This window comes from Paenibacillus thailandensis, from assembly GCF_042685365.1.
GTDB classification, from domain to species: domain Bacteria; phylum Bacillota; class Bacilli; order Paenibacillales; family Paenibacillaceae; genus Paenibacillus_AP; species Paenibacillus_AP thailandensis.
This window is the reverse complement of record NZ_JBHUMY010000001.1, coordinates 247,022-264,155: the sequence shown is the minus strand read 5'-3', so window position 1 is coordinate 264,155 and position 17,134 is coordinate 247,022. Positions and strand designations below refer to the sequence as shown.

General features: G+C 57.3%; 14 protein-coding genes. 13 read left to right on the top strand and 1 reads right to left on the bottom strand.

From position 1 onward, the window contains the following. The first annotated feature begins 122 nt into the window (after nucleotides 1-122). From speD to ACFSW5_RS01125, 10 genes are all read left to right on the top strand, one after another. Nucleotides 123-521 (top strand): adenosylmethionine decarboxylase, encoded by a 399-nt coding sequence (gene speD / locus ACFSW5_RS01170; RefSeq protein ID WP_379268822.1) that lies wholly within the window; start codon nucleotides 123-125, stop codon nucleotides 519-521. A gap of 197 nt (nucleotides 522-718) precedes the next feature. Further along, complete coding sequence (gene hemA / locus ACFSW5_RS01165) at nucleotides 719-2,086, top strand: glutamyl-tRNA reductase (protein ID WP_379268820.1); 1,368 nt, start codon at nucleotides 719-721, stop codon at nucleotides 2,084-2,086. A 49-nt stretch (nucleotides 2,087-2,135) separates the two neighbouring features. Then, a complete protein-coding gene (gene ccsA, locus ACFSW5_RS01160) occupies nucleotides 2,136-2,948 on the top strand; it encodes a cytochrome c biogenesis protein CcsA (RefSeq protein ID WP_379268818.1) in 813 nt (270 codons plus the stop codon). A gap of 27 nt (nucleotides 2,949-2,975) precedes the next feature. Next, a complete protein-coding gene (locus ACFSW5_RS01155; RefSeq protein ID WP_379268815.1) occupies nucleotides 2,976-3,611 on the top strand; it encodes a precorrin-2 dehydrogenase/sirohydrochlorin ferrochelatase family protein in 636 nt (211 codons plus the stop codon). Nucleotides 3,612-3,616: 5 nt separating this feature from the next. Further along, nucleotides 3,617-4,579: a hydroxymethylbilane synthase gene (hemC, locus tag ACFSW5_RS01150; protein ID WP_379268813.1), complete on the top strand. Its 963-nt coding sequence runs from the start codon at nucleotides 3,617-3,619 to the stop codon at nucleotides 4,577-4,579. Between the two features lies 1 nt (nucleotide 4,580). Then, entirely contained in the window at nucleotides 4,581-6,137 is a 1,557-nt protein-coding gene (gene cobA / locus ACFSW5_RS01145) for a uroporphyrinogen-III C-methyltransferase (RefSeq protein WP_379268811.1), read from the top strand. A gap of 106 nt (nucleotides 6,138-6,243) precedes the next feature. Beyond that, on the top strand, nucleotides 6,244-7,242 hold the full coding sequence (gene hemB, locus ACFSW5_RS01140; protein ID WP_379268809.1) for a porphobilinogen synthase: 999 nt from the start codon (nucleotides 6,244-6,246) through the stop codon (nucleotides 7,240-7,242). A 3-nt stretch (nucleotides 7,243-7,245) separates the two neighbouring features. Further along, complete coding sequence (gene hemL / locus ACFSW5_RS01135; RefSeq protein WP_379268807.1) at nucleotides 7,246-8,547, top strand: glutamate-1-semialdehyde 2,1-aminomutase; 1,302 nt, start codon at nucleotides 7,246-7,248, stop codon at nucleotides 8,545-8,547. A 12-nt stretch (nucleotides 8,548-8,559) separates the two neighbouring features. Then, complete coding sequence (locus ACFSW5_RS01130; RefSeq protein WP_379268804.1) at nucleotides 8,560-9,507, top strand: RluA family pseudouridine synthase; 948 nt, start codon at nucleotides 8,560-8,562, stop codon at nucleotides 9,505-9,507. A gap of 90 nt (nucleotides 9,508-9,597) precedes the next feature. Further along, nucleotides 9,598-10,881 carry a LysM peptidoglycan-binding domain-containing protein gene (locus ACFSW5_RS01125; RefSeq protein WP_379268802.1) on the top strand — a complete coding sequence of 428 codons (1,284 nt, stop codon included), beginning with the start codon at nucleotides 9,598-9,600 and terminating at the stop codon, nucleotides 10,879-10,881. A gap of 82 nt (nucleotides 10,882-10,963) precedes the next feature. On the opposite strand, the gene ACFSW5_RS01120 is transcribed toward ACFSW5_RS01125, so the two are convergent. Continuing rightward, on the bottom strand, nucleotides 10,964-12,145 hold the full coding sequence (locus ACFSW5_RS01120; protein ID WP_379268800.1) for an MFS transporter: 1,182 nt from the start codon (nucleotides 12,143-12,145) through the stop codon (nucleotides 10,964-10,966). A 151-nt stretch (nucleotides 12,146-12,296) separates the two neighbouring features. Between ACFSW5_RS01120 and ACFSW5_RS01115 the strand changes: the two genes are divergently transcribed. The 3 genes from ACFSW5_RS01115 to ACFSW5_RS01105 all read left to right on the top strand — a co-directional run bounded on the left by ACFSW5_RS01115 (nucleotide 12,297) and on the right by ACFSW5_RS01105 (nucleotide 17,128). Further along, nucleotides 12,297-12,623, top strand: a complete 327-nt coding sequence (locus ACFSW5_RS01115; protein WP_379269797.1) for a winged helix-turn-helix transcriptional regulator — start codon at nucleotides 12,297-12,299, stop codon at nucleotides 12,621-12,623. A 432-nt stretch (nucleotides 12,624-13,055) separates the two neighbouring features. Continuing rightward, nucleotides 13,056-15,716: a valine--tRNA ligase gene (locus ACFSW5_RS01110; protein ID WP_379268798.1), complete on the top strand. Its 2,661-nt coding sequence runs from the start codon at nucleotides 13,056-13,058 to the stop codon at nucleotides 15,714-15,716. A gap of 44 nt (nucleotides 15,717-15,760) precedes the next feature. Continuing rightward, nucleotides 15,761-17,128, top strand: coding sequence for a bifunctional folylpolyglutamate synthase/dihydrofolate synthase (locus ACFSW5_RS01105; protein ID WP_379268795.1), 1,368 nt, complete (start codon nucleotides 15,761-15,763; stop codon nucleotides 17,126-17,128). Nucleotides 17,129-17,134 lie beyond the last annotated feature (6 nt).

Here is a 17,134-nt window from a genome sequence, read left to right as displayed (position 1 = left end):
ACCAGGATTCACTCAGGACATGGTTATGTTGCGAGAGAGTATTCCCTCGGGAAGTGAATGACGTAGGTCCTAGCGGATGAAATTTTTTAAACATTTTATTCCTAGGAAGGGGGAACCGAAAGATGGAATATTCAACTTTCGGAAGACACGTTGCGGTTGACACTTGGGGTGTAGATTTTGATCTGCTGAACAACGCTGAATTTTTGCAAGCCCAAATGGTGGAGGCTGCTGAAAACTGCGGCGCTACCGTACTATCGGTACAATCGAAACAATTTGAGCCTCAAGGTGCAACGGTGCTTGTACTGCTTTCGGAAAGTCATCTCTCCATCCATACTTATCCTGAGAGAGGCTTTGCCGCGTTGGATTGTTACACATGCGGTGAAACGGTGGATCCGCAGCTTGCCATCGACTATATGCTGTCCGTCCTGAAGCCGGAGAAAGCTTACGCGAAGAAGCTGGTTCGCGGCATGGGCGAGCTTAAAGTCGAAGAACCGAATATGAAACAAATCGAGCTTGTATAATAAAGCTTTGCGTTAGACAGGATAACCATGGATGCTTCCATGGTTTTTTCTTTATATGTTGGGGGAATAATGGATGTAGGCTTTTCAAATATTATTCATAAATGAACCCCTTATGAATGTCGAACTATGTTATACTTATCCATGTAAATAGCTACAAGTCGCAATGATAAAGCACGGAAAGGCAGGTGAAGTCGCGCATGCACATAATGGTTGTAGGATTAAATTATCGGACTGCGCCGGTGGAAGTCCGCGAGCGGTTTGCTTTCTCGGAAAACGATCTGCCGGAAGCGCTGCAGCAGCTTAAGCAAACGACCGGCATACTCGAATGTGTCATTGTTGCGACCTGCAACCGTACCGAGCTATACGCGGTAGTGGATAGACATCATATGTGCGGCCACTATATCCGCAGTTTTATGGAGCAATGGTTCCAACTGCCGCGGCAGCAGTTCACCGGGCATTTATATATTCATGAAGACGAATACGCCATCCGTCATTTGTTCCGGGTTACAAGCGGACTTGACTCGATGGTGATCGGCGAAACGCAAATTCTCGGACAGGTCAAAGAAGCGTTCCAGCTTGCGCAAAGCCGCAAGACGACGGGAACTTTGTTCAATATGCTGTTCAAGCAAGCCGTAACGCTGGCCAAGCGGGCCCACACCGAAACGGCAATCGGCGAGATGGCCGTTTCGGTCAGCTATGCCGCGGTCGAGCTTGGTAAACGGATTTTCGGCCAGTTCAACCGGAAGAACGTTATGATTATCGGAGCTGGCGAAACGAGCGAGCTGACCGCCAAACATCTGGTCGCCAGCGGCGCCGAGGGCGTCGTCGTCGCGAACCGGACGTACGAGAGAGCCGACGCTTTGGCGAAGCAGCTGAACGGCCGGGCGCTAAGCCTCGATGAGGCGGTCGAGCGGCTGAAAAATGTCGATATTTTGATCAGCTCCACCGGCGCGAAAGGTTATGTGCTGACCCGCGACCAAGTGGAGGCGGCTATGCAGGCCCGCAAGTCCAGGCCGCTCTATTTGATCGATATCGCCGTGCCGCGCGATCTGGACCCTGCCATCGGCGAACTGGACAACGTGTTCCTGTACGATATCGACGATCTGGAAGGCATTGTGGAGAGCAATCTTGAGCTGCGCCGCAAAGAGGCCGTGAAGATCGAAACGATGATCGACCGGGAGATTGAACAGTTCAACAGCTGGTACAAGACGCTGGGCGTAGTGCCGCTCATTCGCGCGCTGCAGTCGAAAGCGGAAGAGATACACGAGCAAACATTCAACAGTTTGACTAACAAGCTTCCCGATTTGGATGAGCATGAACTGAAGGTGATCCGCAAGCTGACGAAAAGCATGGTGAATCAGATGATTCAAGATCCGATCCTCCGGATGAAGGAAATCGCCGGCGAGAAACGCTCGGACGAAGCGATGGATTTGTTCGTTAAGCTGTTTGCGCTGGAGGAGCGTCTGGAAGCCGCCGGCACGGCCGAAGGCGGCTCGAAAAACGGTGCGGAAGGCAAATCGCTGGCTGCCCTTTCCCGCGCTGCGCTTGCGGCCATGACGCCATAGGATCGCCGGAGGGTGCTTGCTCAGGAAGCCGTAATGTGGAGGCGCACATATGGATGCGGCGAATTGGTTATATGATGCGATTCTTTATGTTTATGCCCTGAGCCTTCTGTTTTACTTCTCCGATTTTATGGATGCCAACCGGAGAGCAAGACGGGTAGGCGCAGGGCTGTTGATTTTTGTATGGGTTTTGCAAACTGCATATTTGCTTATTCGGATCGTCCATCATCTGGATCTTTCCGAAATTACGGCATTTGAATATTGGCTTGGTTTTTCTTGGCTTCTCGTGACGATATCGGTCGTGATAAGCCGTTTTTTCAATATCGAGTTTATCGTGTTTTTCGTAAATGTCGTCGGATTTGCGGTGCTCGCTCTAAACCTGTACAGCGGCGGAGGAAGCGGAGCTTCCATCTCGTCCTGGGAGACGACGCGCAATTTGCTGTACGTTCATATCAGTCTAATTTTATGCGCATATGCGGTTTTGACGCTTGGCGCTTTGTTCTCGGGCATGTACCTATTTCTTCATAAGCAGCTTAAGGGGAAGAAGTGGTCGGATCGGATGCGCAGGCTCCCGAGCCTGGAGACGATCGGACGGTATTCGGACAGGGCCGTTATTATCGGCGTGCCGCTGCTGGCGCTGTCGCTTTCCGTCGCGGTTACGTCCATCCTGGTCGAAAACCGGTATGCGCTGCTGCTCGATTGGAAAGTTATTTTTACGTTTGTCGCTTTTATTTTTTACATCGTTTTTGTCGTGCAGCGCTCGCTTGGCAAGTGGCCGGCTCTGAAGCTGTCGCAGCTCCAGATCGTCTCTTTTTTGTTTATGGTTGTCGGCTTTTTTTTGAACGGCCTTTCGTCGTTTCATTGAATGTTGGGATGGTGGAGGAGACAAGCTGTGAATGGCTATTATCCGATAATGCTGCAGCTGCGAGGCAAACGATGCGTCGTTGTCGGCGGCGGGAGCGTGGCTGAGCGGAAGGTGGCGGGGCTGCTTGAAGCGGGGGCCGACAGCGTGACCGTGGTCAGTCCGGCGCTAACCGAAAGGCTGGAGCGTCTGGCGGCCGCGGGCGAAATAGGCTACGTTCGCAAAAGATACGCCGAACCGGACATAAACGGCGCAGCTCTTGTCATTGCGGCGACCGACGATCCGCAGGTGAACGGGCGGGTGGCGGCCGACGCCGGCCGGGCCGGCATATGGGTCGCGACGGCGGATGATGCCGCAAGGGGCGATTTTATCAATCCGGCGGTCGTTCGCAGAGGCGATTTGATGATTGCCGTTTCCGCCGCAGGGGCCAGCCCTTCCCTGGCCGTGCGGATCAAGCGCGAGCTGGAGGAGAAGTACGGCCCGGAGTACGCCGGTTACACAAGGCGTCTTGGCGAGCTTCGCAAGCTTGCGCTGGAGAAGGTGGCGGACGAGAGCAGGCGGCGCGACGTATTGCGAATGGCCGCGGAAGAGGAAGAACCGTTTAAGGAAGCCGGCGAGTCCGTCGAACGATGGCTGGAACGGCTGCTGAAGTTAACAGAACGATAAAGAGGGTGTCGACAATAGAGACAAAAACGAAACGGACTATCATCGTCGGAACGAGGCAAAGCGCGCTTGCGCTGACGCAAACCGGGCAAGTGATCGAGCAGCTTCGGGACATATGCAAGCGGCACGGCTTCCCCTATCATTTTGAGATTAAAAAAATCGTGACCAAAGGAGACCGGATACTGGACGTTACGTTATCCAAGGTCGGCGGCAAAGGGTTGTTCGTCAAAGAAATCGAGCAGGCGCTTCTCGACGGGGAAATCGACATGGCGGTTCACAGCATGAAAGACATGCCGTATGAGCTTCCGGCCGGTTTGATGAACGGAGCGATTCCGAAGCGGGTCGATCCGCGGGATTGCCTCGTGTCGAAAGGGGGGCTTAGCCTCTCGGAGCTTCCGGCCGGCGCGAAGGTCGGCACAAGCAGCTTGCGGCGCGCCGCGCAGCTTAAAGCATACCGGCCCGATCTTCAGCTGGAATCGGTTCGCGGCAATATCGACTCGCGCATCCGCAAGCTGGAGACGGAAGGCTTCGACGCTGTCGTCCTTGCCGCGGCAGGGTTAAAGCGGATGGACTGGGAGGACAAAATATCCGCTTATATCCCGGCCGACATTTGCATTCCGGCGGTAGGGCAAGGATCGCTCGGCATCGAATGCCGCGAGAACGACGAGGCCGTCAGGGAGCTGCTGGCGCTTTTGAACGACGAAGTGACGGCTCTCGCGGTTAGAGCGGAACGCAGCTTTCTCGGGACGTTGAACGGCGGCTGCCAAGTTCCGATCGGCGCCTATGCAACGGTCGATCGATCGGGAGCGGAGGCCGTGCTGGAGCTGACCGGTATCGTAGGGACGCCCGACGGTTCGCGGCTGCTGAAGGAAACGCAGTCCGGGGCGGACCCGGAGCGGCTAGGAATCAGCGTTGCGGAGGCGCTCCGCGAGCGCGGGGCGGATGCGATTCTGGCGCAATACGGAGGATAATATGGGGAACAGGGGAATCGTTTATTTGGTGGGGGCGGGGCCCGGCGATCCAAGGTTGATCACGGTTCGCGGCATGGAATGTTTGAAGCGGAGCGACGTTGTCGTCTACGACAGGCTGGCTAGTCCGAGACTGCTCCAATACGTCAAGCCGGAAGCGGACAAAATATACGTCGGCAAGCTTCCGGACCGCCATACGATGAAGCAGGAGGAGATTAACCGGCTGCTTGTCGATCTGGCGCTTCAAGGCAAGACGGTCACCCGCCTGAAAGGAGGAGATCCGACGATCTTCGGGCGGGTCGGAGAAGAGGCCGAGCTGCTGCGCGAGAACGGCGTCGAATTCGAGATCGTGCCGGGCATTACGTCGGCGATTTCGGTTCCCGCCTATGCCGGCATACCGGTTACCCACCGCGACATGGCGTCGTCGGTGTCGATCGTTACCGGTCACGAAAGTCCGGAGAAGCTGGATAAGTCCATTCAATGGGACAAAGTGACCCATGCGACGGGGACGCTCATTTTTCTTATGGGCGTAGCCAAAATCGGCTATATCGCGGAACAGCTCATTCGTCACGGCAAGCCTGCCGATACGCCGGTCGCGCTTGTACGGTGGGGCACCCGCCCGGAGCAGCGGACCGTTACCGGCACGCTCGAATCGATCGAGCGGATTGTGAAGGAAACGGGCTTCGAGCCGCCCGCCGTCATCGTTGTCGGCGAGGTGGTGAGCCAGCGGGAGAAGCTGAAATGGTACGAGCTGAAGCCGCTGTTCGGCACGCGGGTGCTCGTGACCCGCGCCCGGTCGCAGGCGAGCGAGCTGGCGGCGGCGATCGAGGAGCTGGGCGGAGAGCCTTGCGAGTTCCCGGTGATCGAAACGCGCCAAACGCGCGGCGAGCGGGAGGAAGAAGCGATCCGCAAGGCGCTTGCGCAAGCGGAAAGCTACCATTGGCTTATCTTTACGAGCGTAAACGGGGTCGATTATTTTTTCCGCTGGATCAAGCGGCTTGGGGTAGACGTTCGCCGTTTCCATGCGGCGCGAATCGCCGCCGTAGGACCGAAGACGGCGGCTGCATTAGAAGAGAAAGGGCTTGTGCCTACGGTTCTGCCGGGCCAATTCCAAGCGGAAGGGCTGGCGGAGGCGCTGGAAGAAAGCCTTGCGCCGGGGCAGCGGGCGCTTATTCCGCGCGGCAACCTGGCGCGCGACGTGCTTCCGGCCAAGCTGGCGGAGAAGGGCGTCGAAGCCGTTCCGGTCGACGTGTACGAGACGGCGTTGTCCGAGCATCAGGACATGTTCGCGCTTGAAGCCATTCTCGAAAAACGGATTCATCTGATTACATTCACCAGCTCTTCCACGGTAACGAATCTGCTCGAGCTGCTGAAGCGAAGCGGCGTTGCCGACCCGGCCTCGCTATTGGCCGGAATTCCGGTTGCCAGCATCGGGCCGCAAACGACCAAAACCGCATTGGCAGCCGGACTCGACGTCGCGGTCGAGCCGGAGGAAGCGACCATCGAAGCGTTAGTCGAAGCGATTGTCCAATATAACCTGAAGCGGAAAGCAATGCAATAGCATTCGTTAACCGCCTTGGCAAAGGCGTGGCGGCAATGCCTTTGAGCGACAATCCGCATAGAGGCGAAGCCGTTATTCGCCCGATTGAAAAAGGAGGCTATCCATTATGACATTCCCAATTGAACGGCACCGCAGATTGCGCAGGACGGCTGCACTTCGCAGCATGGTCCGAGAGACGGCGCTTCGGGCGGACCAATTTATATATCCGTTATTTGTTACTTACGGTACGAACGTGAAGCGGGAAATTCCGTCGATGCCGGGCGTATACCATTATTCGCTCGACCGGCTGGAGGAAGAAATCCGCGACGTCATCGATGCGGGCATTAGCAGCGTCCTGCTGTTCGGCATACCGGAGCACAAAGACGCGGCCGGAACGTCCGCATACGATGCGGACGGGATCGTGCAGCAAGCGATCCGGGCCATTAAAGGCTGGGCGCCGGAGATGCTTGTGGTTGCCGACACATGCCTGTGCGAGTTTACCGATCACGGCCATTGCGGCTTGATTCATCACGATCCGAGAACGGGCATCGCCGACGTCGACAACGACAGCTCGCTCGAGCTGCTCGTCCGGACCGCCGTGTCGCAGGCGGAAGCGGGGGCGGACATTATCGCGCCTTCCAATATGATGGACGGCTTCGTCGCCGCGATTCGCGCCGGCCTCGACGAAGCGGGCTTTACGCATATTCCGATCATGTCGTATTCGGTGAAATATGCATCCTCCTTCTACGGGCCGTTCCGCGAAGCGGCGCAGTCCGCTCCCCAATTCGGCGACCGCAAGACGTACCAGATGGATCCGGCGAACGTGCGAGAAGCGCTGCGCGAGGCGGATTCGGACGTAACCGAAGGCGCCGATATGCTGATGGTGAAGCCGGCGCTTGCGTATATGGACGTGATTAAGACGTTGAAGGAGCAATTCGATCTGCCTATAGTCGCCTACAATGTGAGCGGCGAATATTCGATGGTTAAGGCGGCTGCCGGCAACGGCTGGATCGACGAGCGCACGACGGTGCTGGAGACGCTGCTCGGCATGAAACGCGCGGGAGCGGATATTATTATTACGTATCACGCAAAAGATGCGGCAAGATGGCTGCGGGAGGAGCGATAACGGATGAATGGACGGATAGGCGCAAGAAACGACGCGCGCTCTCGGGAAGCGTTCGCCAGGGCGAAAGAGGTGCTTCCCGGCGGGGTTAACAGCCCGGTACGCGCTTTTAAATCGGTCGGGCTTAACCCGGTTTATATGGAGAGCGGCGAAGGAAGCCGCATTTACGATATCGACGGCAACGGCTATATCGATTACGTCGCTTCCTGGGGACCGCTCATTATGGGGCACGCCCATCCGGAGGTTGTGGACGCGATCAAGCGCACGGCGGAGAAGGGCACCAGCTTCGGCGCGCCGACCGAGCTGGAGACGCTGATGGCCGAGGAGGTGGCAAGCCGCGTCAAATCCGTCGACATCGTGCGGATGGTCAATTCGGGCACCGAAGCGACGATGAGCGCGCTGCGCCTTGCCCGCGGCTACACGAAACGCAATAAAATATTGAAGTTCGAAGGCTCGTATCACGGGCACGCGGACAGTTTGCTTATTAAAGCCGGTTCCGGCGTGGCAACGCTGGGACTGCCGGACAGCCCGGGCGTACCCGAGCATGTGGCGGCGCAAACGATTGCGGTGCCTTATAACGATCTGGAGTCGGTGAAGCTTGCGTTCGAGCGGTTCGGCGAAGAGATCGCCTGCGTGATCGTCGAACCGGTGGCCGGCAATATGGGCGTCGTTCCGCCGCTGCCCGGGTTTCTGCAAGGCTTGCGCGACATTACCCGCCAGTACGGCAGCCTGCTCGTATTTGACGAGGTGATGACCGGCTTCCGCGTCGCTTATGGCTGCGCGCAAGGCTTGTACGGCATCGAGCCGGATTTGACCTGCTTCGGCAAAGTGATCGGCGGCGGCTTGCCTGTCGGGGCGTACGGCGGCAAACGGGAAATTATGGAGATGATCGCGCCTGTCGGCCCGATTTATCAGGCGGGCACGCTTTCCGGCAATCCGCTTGCGATGGCGGCAGGATATACGACGCTCAAGCTGCTCACGAAAGAAACGTACGAGCTTCTCGAACGCCAAGCGGCCCGCCTGCAGCTTGGATTCGAGGCGAACGCCCGCAAGCACGGCGTGCCGGTAACGATTAACCGCGTCGGCTCGATGGTGTGCCCGTTCTTTACGGAGAAGTTCGTCATCAATTTCGAGACGGCCAGAACGTCGGATTTGGAACGGTTCAAAACGTATTTCAGCCATATGCTCGATTTGGGAATTAACATTGCGCCTTCCCAATTTGAAGGCATGTTCGTATCGGCGGTGCATACGAACGAGGATATCGACGCTACCATTGCCGCGCACGACGAAGCGTTAAGCCGGCTGTAGCGGGGGATTCCAATGAACATGGAGACCTATCGGCGGGAAGGAGAGTGGCTGGAGCTTTGCATCGGTTCGGTTGCGGCCGCCGCGGGCGCGGAGCCGCTTGCGCCGGGCACGCATCCCCATGCCGTCCGGCTCTGGCTGCTGCAGCATACGGATCTCCCGCCGAAATGGCTGGGACGGCTGTTCTCGGTCGGAGGCATCCGCTGGCATGGCGAAGCTCTTCGTCTTCTCGCTTTCCCGGCCGTTGATCCCGGCCGGGATTCGTTGTACCGGACGGCGGCTGCCGGCGGCGCTCCCCGCGCCGAGGCGTTGTACGAAGACGATTTTTGCGTCGTGCTGTACAAGCCGGCGGGCATGCCGGTACACGAATCGTATCCCGGACAGACCGGCACGCTGGATATCGCCGCCGCCGGGCATGCGCTGGATGCCGGCGACCCTTTGCCGCTCCGCCATATTCACCGTTTGGACGACGATACGTCCGGGCCGGTGCTCTACGCCAAATGCGAATTGGCCCAGCTTCGGCTGGACGAAGCGATGCGGGAGAAGCGGATCGACCGCCGTTATTTGGCCGTCGTGAACGGCAAGCCGCTTCCGCCGTCCGGCACCGTGGACGAGCCGATCGGCAAGGACCGGCATCATTCCTCCCGGCGCATCGTCACGCCGCGGGGCGATAAGGCGGTCACCCATTACGAGCTGGCGGAACGGTGGGGGACGGCGTCGCTGCTTCGTTTGCGGCTCGAAACCGGCCGGACGCACCAGATCCGCGTCCATATGGCGTATAAAGGCAATCCGCTGCTCGGCGATTCGCTCTACGGCGGAGATATGAGATACATAAAGCATCAAGCGCTGCATGGGGAGTCGCTCGTGTTTCCCCACCCTTGGACAAGCGAGCAAGTAAAGGTCGCCGCTCCTGCGCCGGCATGGCTCGAACCGCTCAAGCAGAAGCTGAAAGGCGCAAAATGATAGTCATGCGCATCTCCTCCCGGCCATATAGATAAATAGTGAATGTAACGTTAGCCCAAGCATTCAGTAGGAGGAAGGGAGGAAAGCAGCTTGACTGAACAGACGAACGGGTTAAGGTTTGACGTGTACGAGCGCGTTCACTTGCCTGATGGAGTAGCTGCCATAGATGAGCTGGAGGAAATCGAGCTTGTGCCGCGCATTCAAGTTATCGAGCAGGGCGAGCATGCGATACTGAAAGGGCAGCTGCTGTTGAACGGGGTTTACCGCAGCCAGGCGGAATACGCCGAGCCGCAAACGCTGGAGCATTGGATTCCCGTCGAAATCACATTGCCGATGAACCGCGTTTCCCGGCTTGAGGACATTTCGGTGGAAATCGATAATTTTGATGTCGACCTGCTGTCTTCCCGCACGCTTAACGTGACGGGCGTATTGTCGCTGCGGGGCATTCTGGTCGAACCGTTGTCCGAATCGGCCGAGCCATGGAAGGAAGAAGAGGAGTCGTTTACGGTCGTTCACCGGCGGGAGCAGCCGGATGTCGTGCCCTATGCGGCCGGGGAATACGGGGAAGAGGCAGAGGCAGAGTCGTTCGGACGTTCCGGCAGCTATGAAAGTGGTCAAGCCGACGTAGAGTGGTCCGCCTATTCGTCTGAACCCGCCGCCGAGCCGGTGCAAGATGCTGCCCGGGATCCGGAGCCGGAAGCGGCCATTCCGGAGGGCCGAGAGCAAGAGCCGGAACAAGAGCTGGTGGAAGTGCCTGCGCAAGAGCCTGTATATGAAGCCCGTATACCGGAAGAAGCATCCGTGCCCGAGTCTGCCCCCGAAACCGAAAGCTTGCCGCAAGCGGATGCATACGACGCCGTTCAAGCCGATGTCTCGGAAGAGCAGGGTGCCCAGGATGAAGCCGTTGAAGCTGCCTGGTCCGAACCGCATAACGCCGCGGCGTCCGGGCGGGAGGAGCCGGCTCCGGCGCCGGAGCCGGAGCCGGAACCCGAAAAGCAGGAGATGCGCATCTCCGTCGGAGCCAAGCAAGAAAACACGGATGCCGGAGCGGAAGCTCCGAATGTCGGGTTGTTTACGCTGCTTCAGACGAGCCGAAGAGAGCAAGCGGCCCGGCAAGCCGCCGATGAATCGGCCAAGCAAAACGAGCAAAAGCAAAGCGAGGCCGGAGCGGACGAAATCGAATGGAGCCATTTATTTCTCGGCAAGCAGTCCGGTCAGAACGAATTCCGCAAAATTAGAATGTGCATCGTGCAAAAGGAAGAGACGTTGGAATCGATCGCGAGCCGGTACAGCCTGAATCCGCGCGAAATTTTACTTCATAACCGGCTGAGCGACAGCACGGTATCGGAAGGGCAATTGCTCTACATCCCTTAATCGCCGCCGTTTATCGCAATAACAAACAAAGCTCCAACCGCAGCCATTCCGGCGGTTGGAGCTTTGTTTGTCATTGTCAGGATTAACCTTCCGACAGTCCGCTAAGCGTTGCGGTTCTTTTCTGTCTAAGAAAGAACGATACGGCCCCCGAGGCAAGAGAAGCGGCCGCCACGGCGCTTGCGATCCAAGGTATGAAAAAGGGGGTCTGCCAGGAGTCGATGACGATTCCGCCGGCTCCAGCTCCGACGGCAACGCCCAGATGCAGGACGGACATGTTCAGGCCGAGTATAAGATTGGAGGAGCCCTGAGCATATTGGATAAAATAAGTCGGAACGGCCGGGATGACCATCGAAGCCGTCAGCATCCATACAATCAGCAACAACAAGCCGGCAAACTGCCAACCCGCCAATACCGGAAGCAAGCCAAGCGACAAAGCGACGACCGCAAGGCCGAAAGTCATAAGGCGTACAGTTCCCCATTTGTCGGCGGTTATTCCGCCCAGGCGAGCGCCGGCAACGCTGGCAGCCCCGAGGACAAGCAGAGTGACGGCAACGGCGGAAGTTCCTTGATGAAGAACCGTTTGCAGATAAGGCGTCATATACGTATTGAGGACGGAAATGCTCACGGTGAAAAGAAGGGACAGGGCAAAGCCGCTCACAATGACGGGGTCTTTGAGAAGCGCGAATTGCTTGCCGAAAGGAACCGGCTCATCGCCCTGCGTAGGAGGAAGCAGCTTTGCCATCCCGACGAGCGCGATGAAGGCGAGCGCGGCGAGCGCCGCGAAATTAGCCTGCCAGGAGAGCCATTTCGAAATAAAGACGCCGGCGGGAACGCCCAATACCATCGCGCTGTTAATGCCTAAAGTGATGAAGCCGATCGCGCTGCCCACTTGGTTCGGTCGAACGAGCTTGGCCGCTGCGCTGAACGCTACGACGCTGTAAACGCCGGCGCTGACGCCCAGTATGATTCGGGATAAGACAAGCAGACCGTAATGCGTGCTAAGAGCGGACAGAACGGATCCGGCGATAAAGACGGCAAGCGACAGAAGCAGCAGCTTCTTCCGATCCATGCGCGAGGTGATTGCGATGACGACGGGCGTCCCCGCCGCAAACGAAAGCGAGAACAAGGTGACGAGCTGTCCGGCAGTCCCGACGTTTACATCAAGATCGTTTGCGATAAAAGGCAAAATGCCCGCAACGATCATTTCGGAGATTCCGGTCAAAAAAGCGCCTAAAGCAAGCATAAATATCGGGAAACGGTTCATGGTCCATCTTCCTTTCGATTGTTCGGTTGGTTTTGATTGACAGTATAAAGGCGGCGCGAACATAATGTAAGAAGGCAAAGTTTTTGGGTATTGTAAGTTTATTTTGACCTACTAATAAAAAGTAAGTGGAAAGGAGCGTGAAGCGATGAATATGTCCCAGCCGTCGGATGACCTGCACCAGGAAACCGGCATTTGCTCCGTGTTGCGGATATTGGGCGCCAAATGGGCGTTTCTCATCATTTCGGCACTGCAGGAAGGTCCCAAGCGGTTCAACCAGCTGCGGCGCGACGTCGCCGTCGTCAAAACGCAATCGCTTACGGACGCGCTGCGGCATTTGGAGCAGAACGGAATCGTAAAGCGCGACGTTTTTCCGACCGTGCCCGTGACGGTCGAGTATTCGCTTACGGAGAAAGGAAAAGATTTTCGCAGCTCGCTGGCGGAAATGGAGAAATGGGCGGCGAAATGGGCAAATTCCTGAACGTATAAAGTTGACTGAAGAAGGCAATAACGATATGATAAGAATTATAATGTTTCCAATGAAACGCAACGACAATGAAGGGGAAGTGTATGCAGCCAAGCCTTCAGAGAGCGAAACCGTTAGCGCTGAGAGGTTTCGCAGGAACTTGATGCTACGGGTCGCCCCGGAGTCGCCTGGATGAAGCGGGCTGTCAGCCTGTGAGCCCGGGCCGGCCGCAGCCGTTATCTGCTTTAAGCGCCGTCTGCCAAGCGCGGACGGAACAAAGGTGGTACCGCGGAAGTTAACCTTTCGTCCTTTCCTCATAAGGGCGGAAGGTTTTTTTGCGTCGAGCGCGGGGAAGGCGGGAAACGCCGCCGTGTATAGGCCGCGTGCCCGGAGGCATGCCCGGCGCGGCGCGGAATATTCAGTGACTAGATGGAGGATGGATTGCAAATGGCAGAAAACCAAACAAAGCCTGAGATGCCGACGACTTACGATCCGAAAGCCGCCGAGCAAAAATGGTACGACTATTGGATGCAAGGAGGGTACTTCGAGGCGGGCAAACGTCCGGACGCCCAGCCTTATACGATCGTCATCCCGCCTCCCAACGTAACGGGGATGCTGCATATCGGGCATGCGCTCGATTTCACGCTTCAGGACATCATGATCCGCACGAAGCGGATGCAGGGCTACGACGCGTTATGGCTGCCGGGGTCGGACCATGCCGGAATCGCGACGCAAACGAAGGTCGAGCAGAAGCTGCGCGAGCAAGGCATCTCTCGGTACGATCTGGGGCGCGAGAAGTTTCTGGAGCAAGTATGGGCATGGAAAGACCAATATGCGGAGACCATTCGCGAGCAATGGGCCAAGATGGGATTTTCTCTCGATTTTTCGCGCGAGCGCTTTACGCTTGACGAAGGGTTGTCGAAGGCGGTACGGGAAGTGTTCGTCCGCCTATACGAGAAAGGCTTGATCTATCGCGGCAAAAAAATCATCAACTGGGACCCGGCGGCGCGTACGGCGTTGTCCGACATCGAAGTCGAATACAAAGAGGTTAACGGCAACCTATACCATCTGCGCTATCCGCTAACGGACGGAAGCGGCCATATTACGGTCGCGACGACGCGTCCGGAGACGATGCTCGGCGATACGGCGGTTGCGGTCCATCCGGAAGACGAGCGTTATAAAGCGCTGATCGGCAAGACGATTACGCTGCCGATCGTCGGCCGCGAAATTCCGATCATCGCCGACGAATACGTCGAGAAGGAGTTCGGCTCCGGCGCGGTCAAAATTACGCCGGCGCACGACCCGAACGACTTCGAGGTCGGAGAGCGCCATGACCTGCCGCAAATCATCGTGATGGACGAAAGCGGCAAGATGAACGAATTCGCCGGCCCTTACGCCGGACTCGACCGCGCGGAGTGCCGCAAGCAGATCGTTAAGGACCTGCAGGAGCAAGGCGTCTGCATTCGCATCGAGGAGCATGTGCATCAGGTCGGCCATAGCGAGCGCAGCGGAGCTGTCGTCGAGCCGTATTTGTCGACGCAATGGTTCGTGGCGATGCAGCCGCTCGCCGATGCGGCCATTGCCGCGCAAAAGTCGGGCAAAGGCGTCAACTTCGTGCCGGAGAGGTTCGAGCGCACTTACTTGCATTGGATCGAAAACGTGCGCGACTGGTGCATTTCCCGCCAGCTCTGGTGGGGGCACCGCATCCCGGCCTGGTATTGCGACGCGTGCGGCGAAATGCACGTTTCCCGCGATGATCTTAAGGTTTGCCCGTCTTGCGGCGGCGATGGCCTGCGCCAGGACGAGGACGTGCTGGATACATGGTTCAGCTCGGCGCTGTGGCCGTTCTCGACGCTTGGCTGGCCGGAGGAAACGGCCGATTTCAAACGGTATTTCCCGACCGACTTGCTCGTAACCGGCTACGATATCATTTACTTCTGGGTTGCCCGGATGATCTTTACGTCGCTTGAATTTACGGACCGCATTCCGTTCAAGGACGTGCTGATGCACGGTCTCGTGCGCGACTCCGAAGGACGCAAAATGTCCAAGTCGCTGGGCAACGGCGTCGACCCGCTGGACGTCATCGAAAAATACGGCGCCGACGCTATGCGCTTTATGATCTCGACCGGCAGCACGCCGGGGCAAGACCTTAGGTTCCACTGGGAGAAGGTCGAACAGGCCCGCAACTTCGCGAACAAAATTTGGAACGCGTCGCGTTTTGCGCTCATGAATCTCGAAGGGTTTACGGCCGCCGATATCGACATTACCGGAGAACTAGGCACGGCGGACCGCTGGATATTGCACCGCCTGAACGAGACGGTCCGCGAAACGACGAGACTGCTGGACAGCTACGACTTCGGCGAAACGGGCCGCGTCTTGTACAACTTTATTTGGGATGAGCTGTGCGACTGGTATATCGAGTTCGCGAAGCTTAATCTGTACGGCAGCGACGAGCGGGCGAAACGCTCGACGCAGTCGGTTCTCGCTTATGTACTCGACCGCACGCAGCGTCTGATCCATCCGTTCATGCCGTTTATCAGCGAGGAAATATGGCAGCATCTGCCGCATGAAGGGGAAACGATCACGCTCGCTCCATGGCCGGTTTACGACGAGAAGCTTGCCGCTCCTGAAGCCGTCAAGGAAATGGAGCTGCTGATGGACATGATCCGCGCCGTTCGCAACGTACGCGCCGAAGTGAATGTGCCGATGAGCAAAAAAATCGAGCTGCTCGTCAAGCCGTCGGGCGCTGCGGAAGCCGCGATCCTCGAGCGCAATCAGGAATTCGTCGTCCGCTTCTGCGGCACTTCCAAGCTTGCGATCGACTCTGCGCTTAACGCGCCGGACAAGGCGATGACGGCGATCGTGACGGGTGCCGAGCTGTACTTGCCGCTGGCCGGCCTGATCGACATCGCGCAGGAGATCGCCCGTTTGGAGAAGGAGCTTGCCAATCTGAACAACGAAGTGTCGCGCATCGAGAAGAAGCTTGGCAACGAAGGCTTCGTATCGAAAGCGCCAGCCAAAATCATTGAAGAGGAACGCGCGAAGATGGCCGACTATGCGGCCAAACGCGACAAAGTGATTGCGCGGATCGCGGATTTGCGCGCATAATCGGATTGCTAGTACCATACGGAGACGGAAGAAGGAAGACGGACATGAGTGACAATCAATTGGAGTTTGTTGCTTTGGAAAGCTACGAGGAAGCGGTCGAATGGATTACGGGCCTTGTGCCGTTCGGCATCAGGCCCGGACTTGAACGGATCGAGAAGCTGCTCGAGCGGCTCGGCAATCCGCACCGCAGGTTGAAATTCATCCATGTTGCAGGCACGAACGGCAAAGGCTCGACTTGCGCCTATTTGACCAGCGTCCTGCTGGAAGCCGGATACGACGTCGGCACGTTCACGTCGCCTTACATTACGAAGTTTACGAACCGGTTCCAATACAACGGCAAAGACATCGAGGAAGAAACGCTGCTGAAGCTGGCCAACATGCTGAAGCCGCATGTGGAGGAGCTTGCCGCGTCGGAGCTCGGGTCGCCGACGATGTTCGAGGTGTCCACCGCGCTTGCCGTCCTTTTCTACGCCAAGGTGACGTTTCCGGACTATGTCGTCTGGGAAACGGGTCTAGGCGGCCGATTGGACGTTACGAATATCGTGACGCCGGTCATATCGGTCATTACCAACATCGGTCACGACCATATGGACCGGCTTGGCAATACGATCGCGGAAATCGCTTATGAGAAAGCCGGCATCATCAAGTCGGGCGTGCCGGTCGTCAGCGCGGTTACGCAGCCGGAGGCGATCGAAGTCATCCGGCGGACGGCCAAGGAAAAGAAAAGCACGTTGTACCTGCTTGGCGAGCAGTTTAGCGAGTCGGTCATCGAAGCGAATGAAAACGAACAGCGGTTCCGTTTCGACGGCTTGTTCCGTTCGATCGACGAGCTTGCGATTTCGCTTAACGGAGCTCATCAGCGGACCAATGCGGCGGTGGCCGTCATGACGCTGGAGGTGCTGCGGCAATATTACGCCCTCATCGTGGAGGACGAGGCGCTGGAGCTTGGCTTGCGCAAGGCGGCATGGCCGGGAAGGCTGGAGATGATATCGTCTTCGCCGCGCCTTTTAATCGACGGTGCGCATAACCCGGAAGGAGCGGAAACGCTGGCAGCCGCCCTCCGAAATACGTATAAGCATGATCGAATTCATCTCATGATGGGCATGCTGGAGAATAAGAATCATCGCGACACGATTAAGCATATATTACCAATAGTGGATACGCTTATCGTGACCGAACCCGATTTCAGGGGGAAAATGGACGCTGCGGCACTGGCCGGCATTATCAACAGCGAGCGTATGGAAGGACAAACATTTGAATTGATCGTGGAACCGGATTGGCGCGTTGCTTTAAACAAGCTGCAGACGCTGACGAAAGAAGGCGATCTGGCGGTCGTTACCGGCACGTTGTATTTGATTGCCGACGTTCGCTCCTTCATATTAAACAACAAGGATTCTGAAAAAGGTTGGTGAACCGTC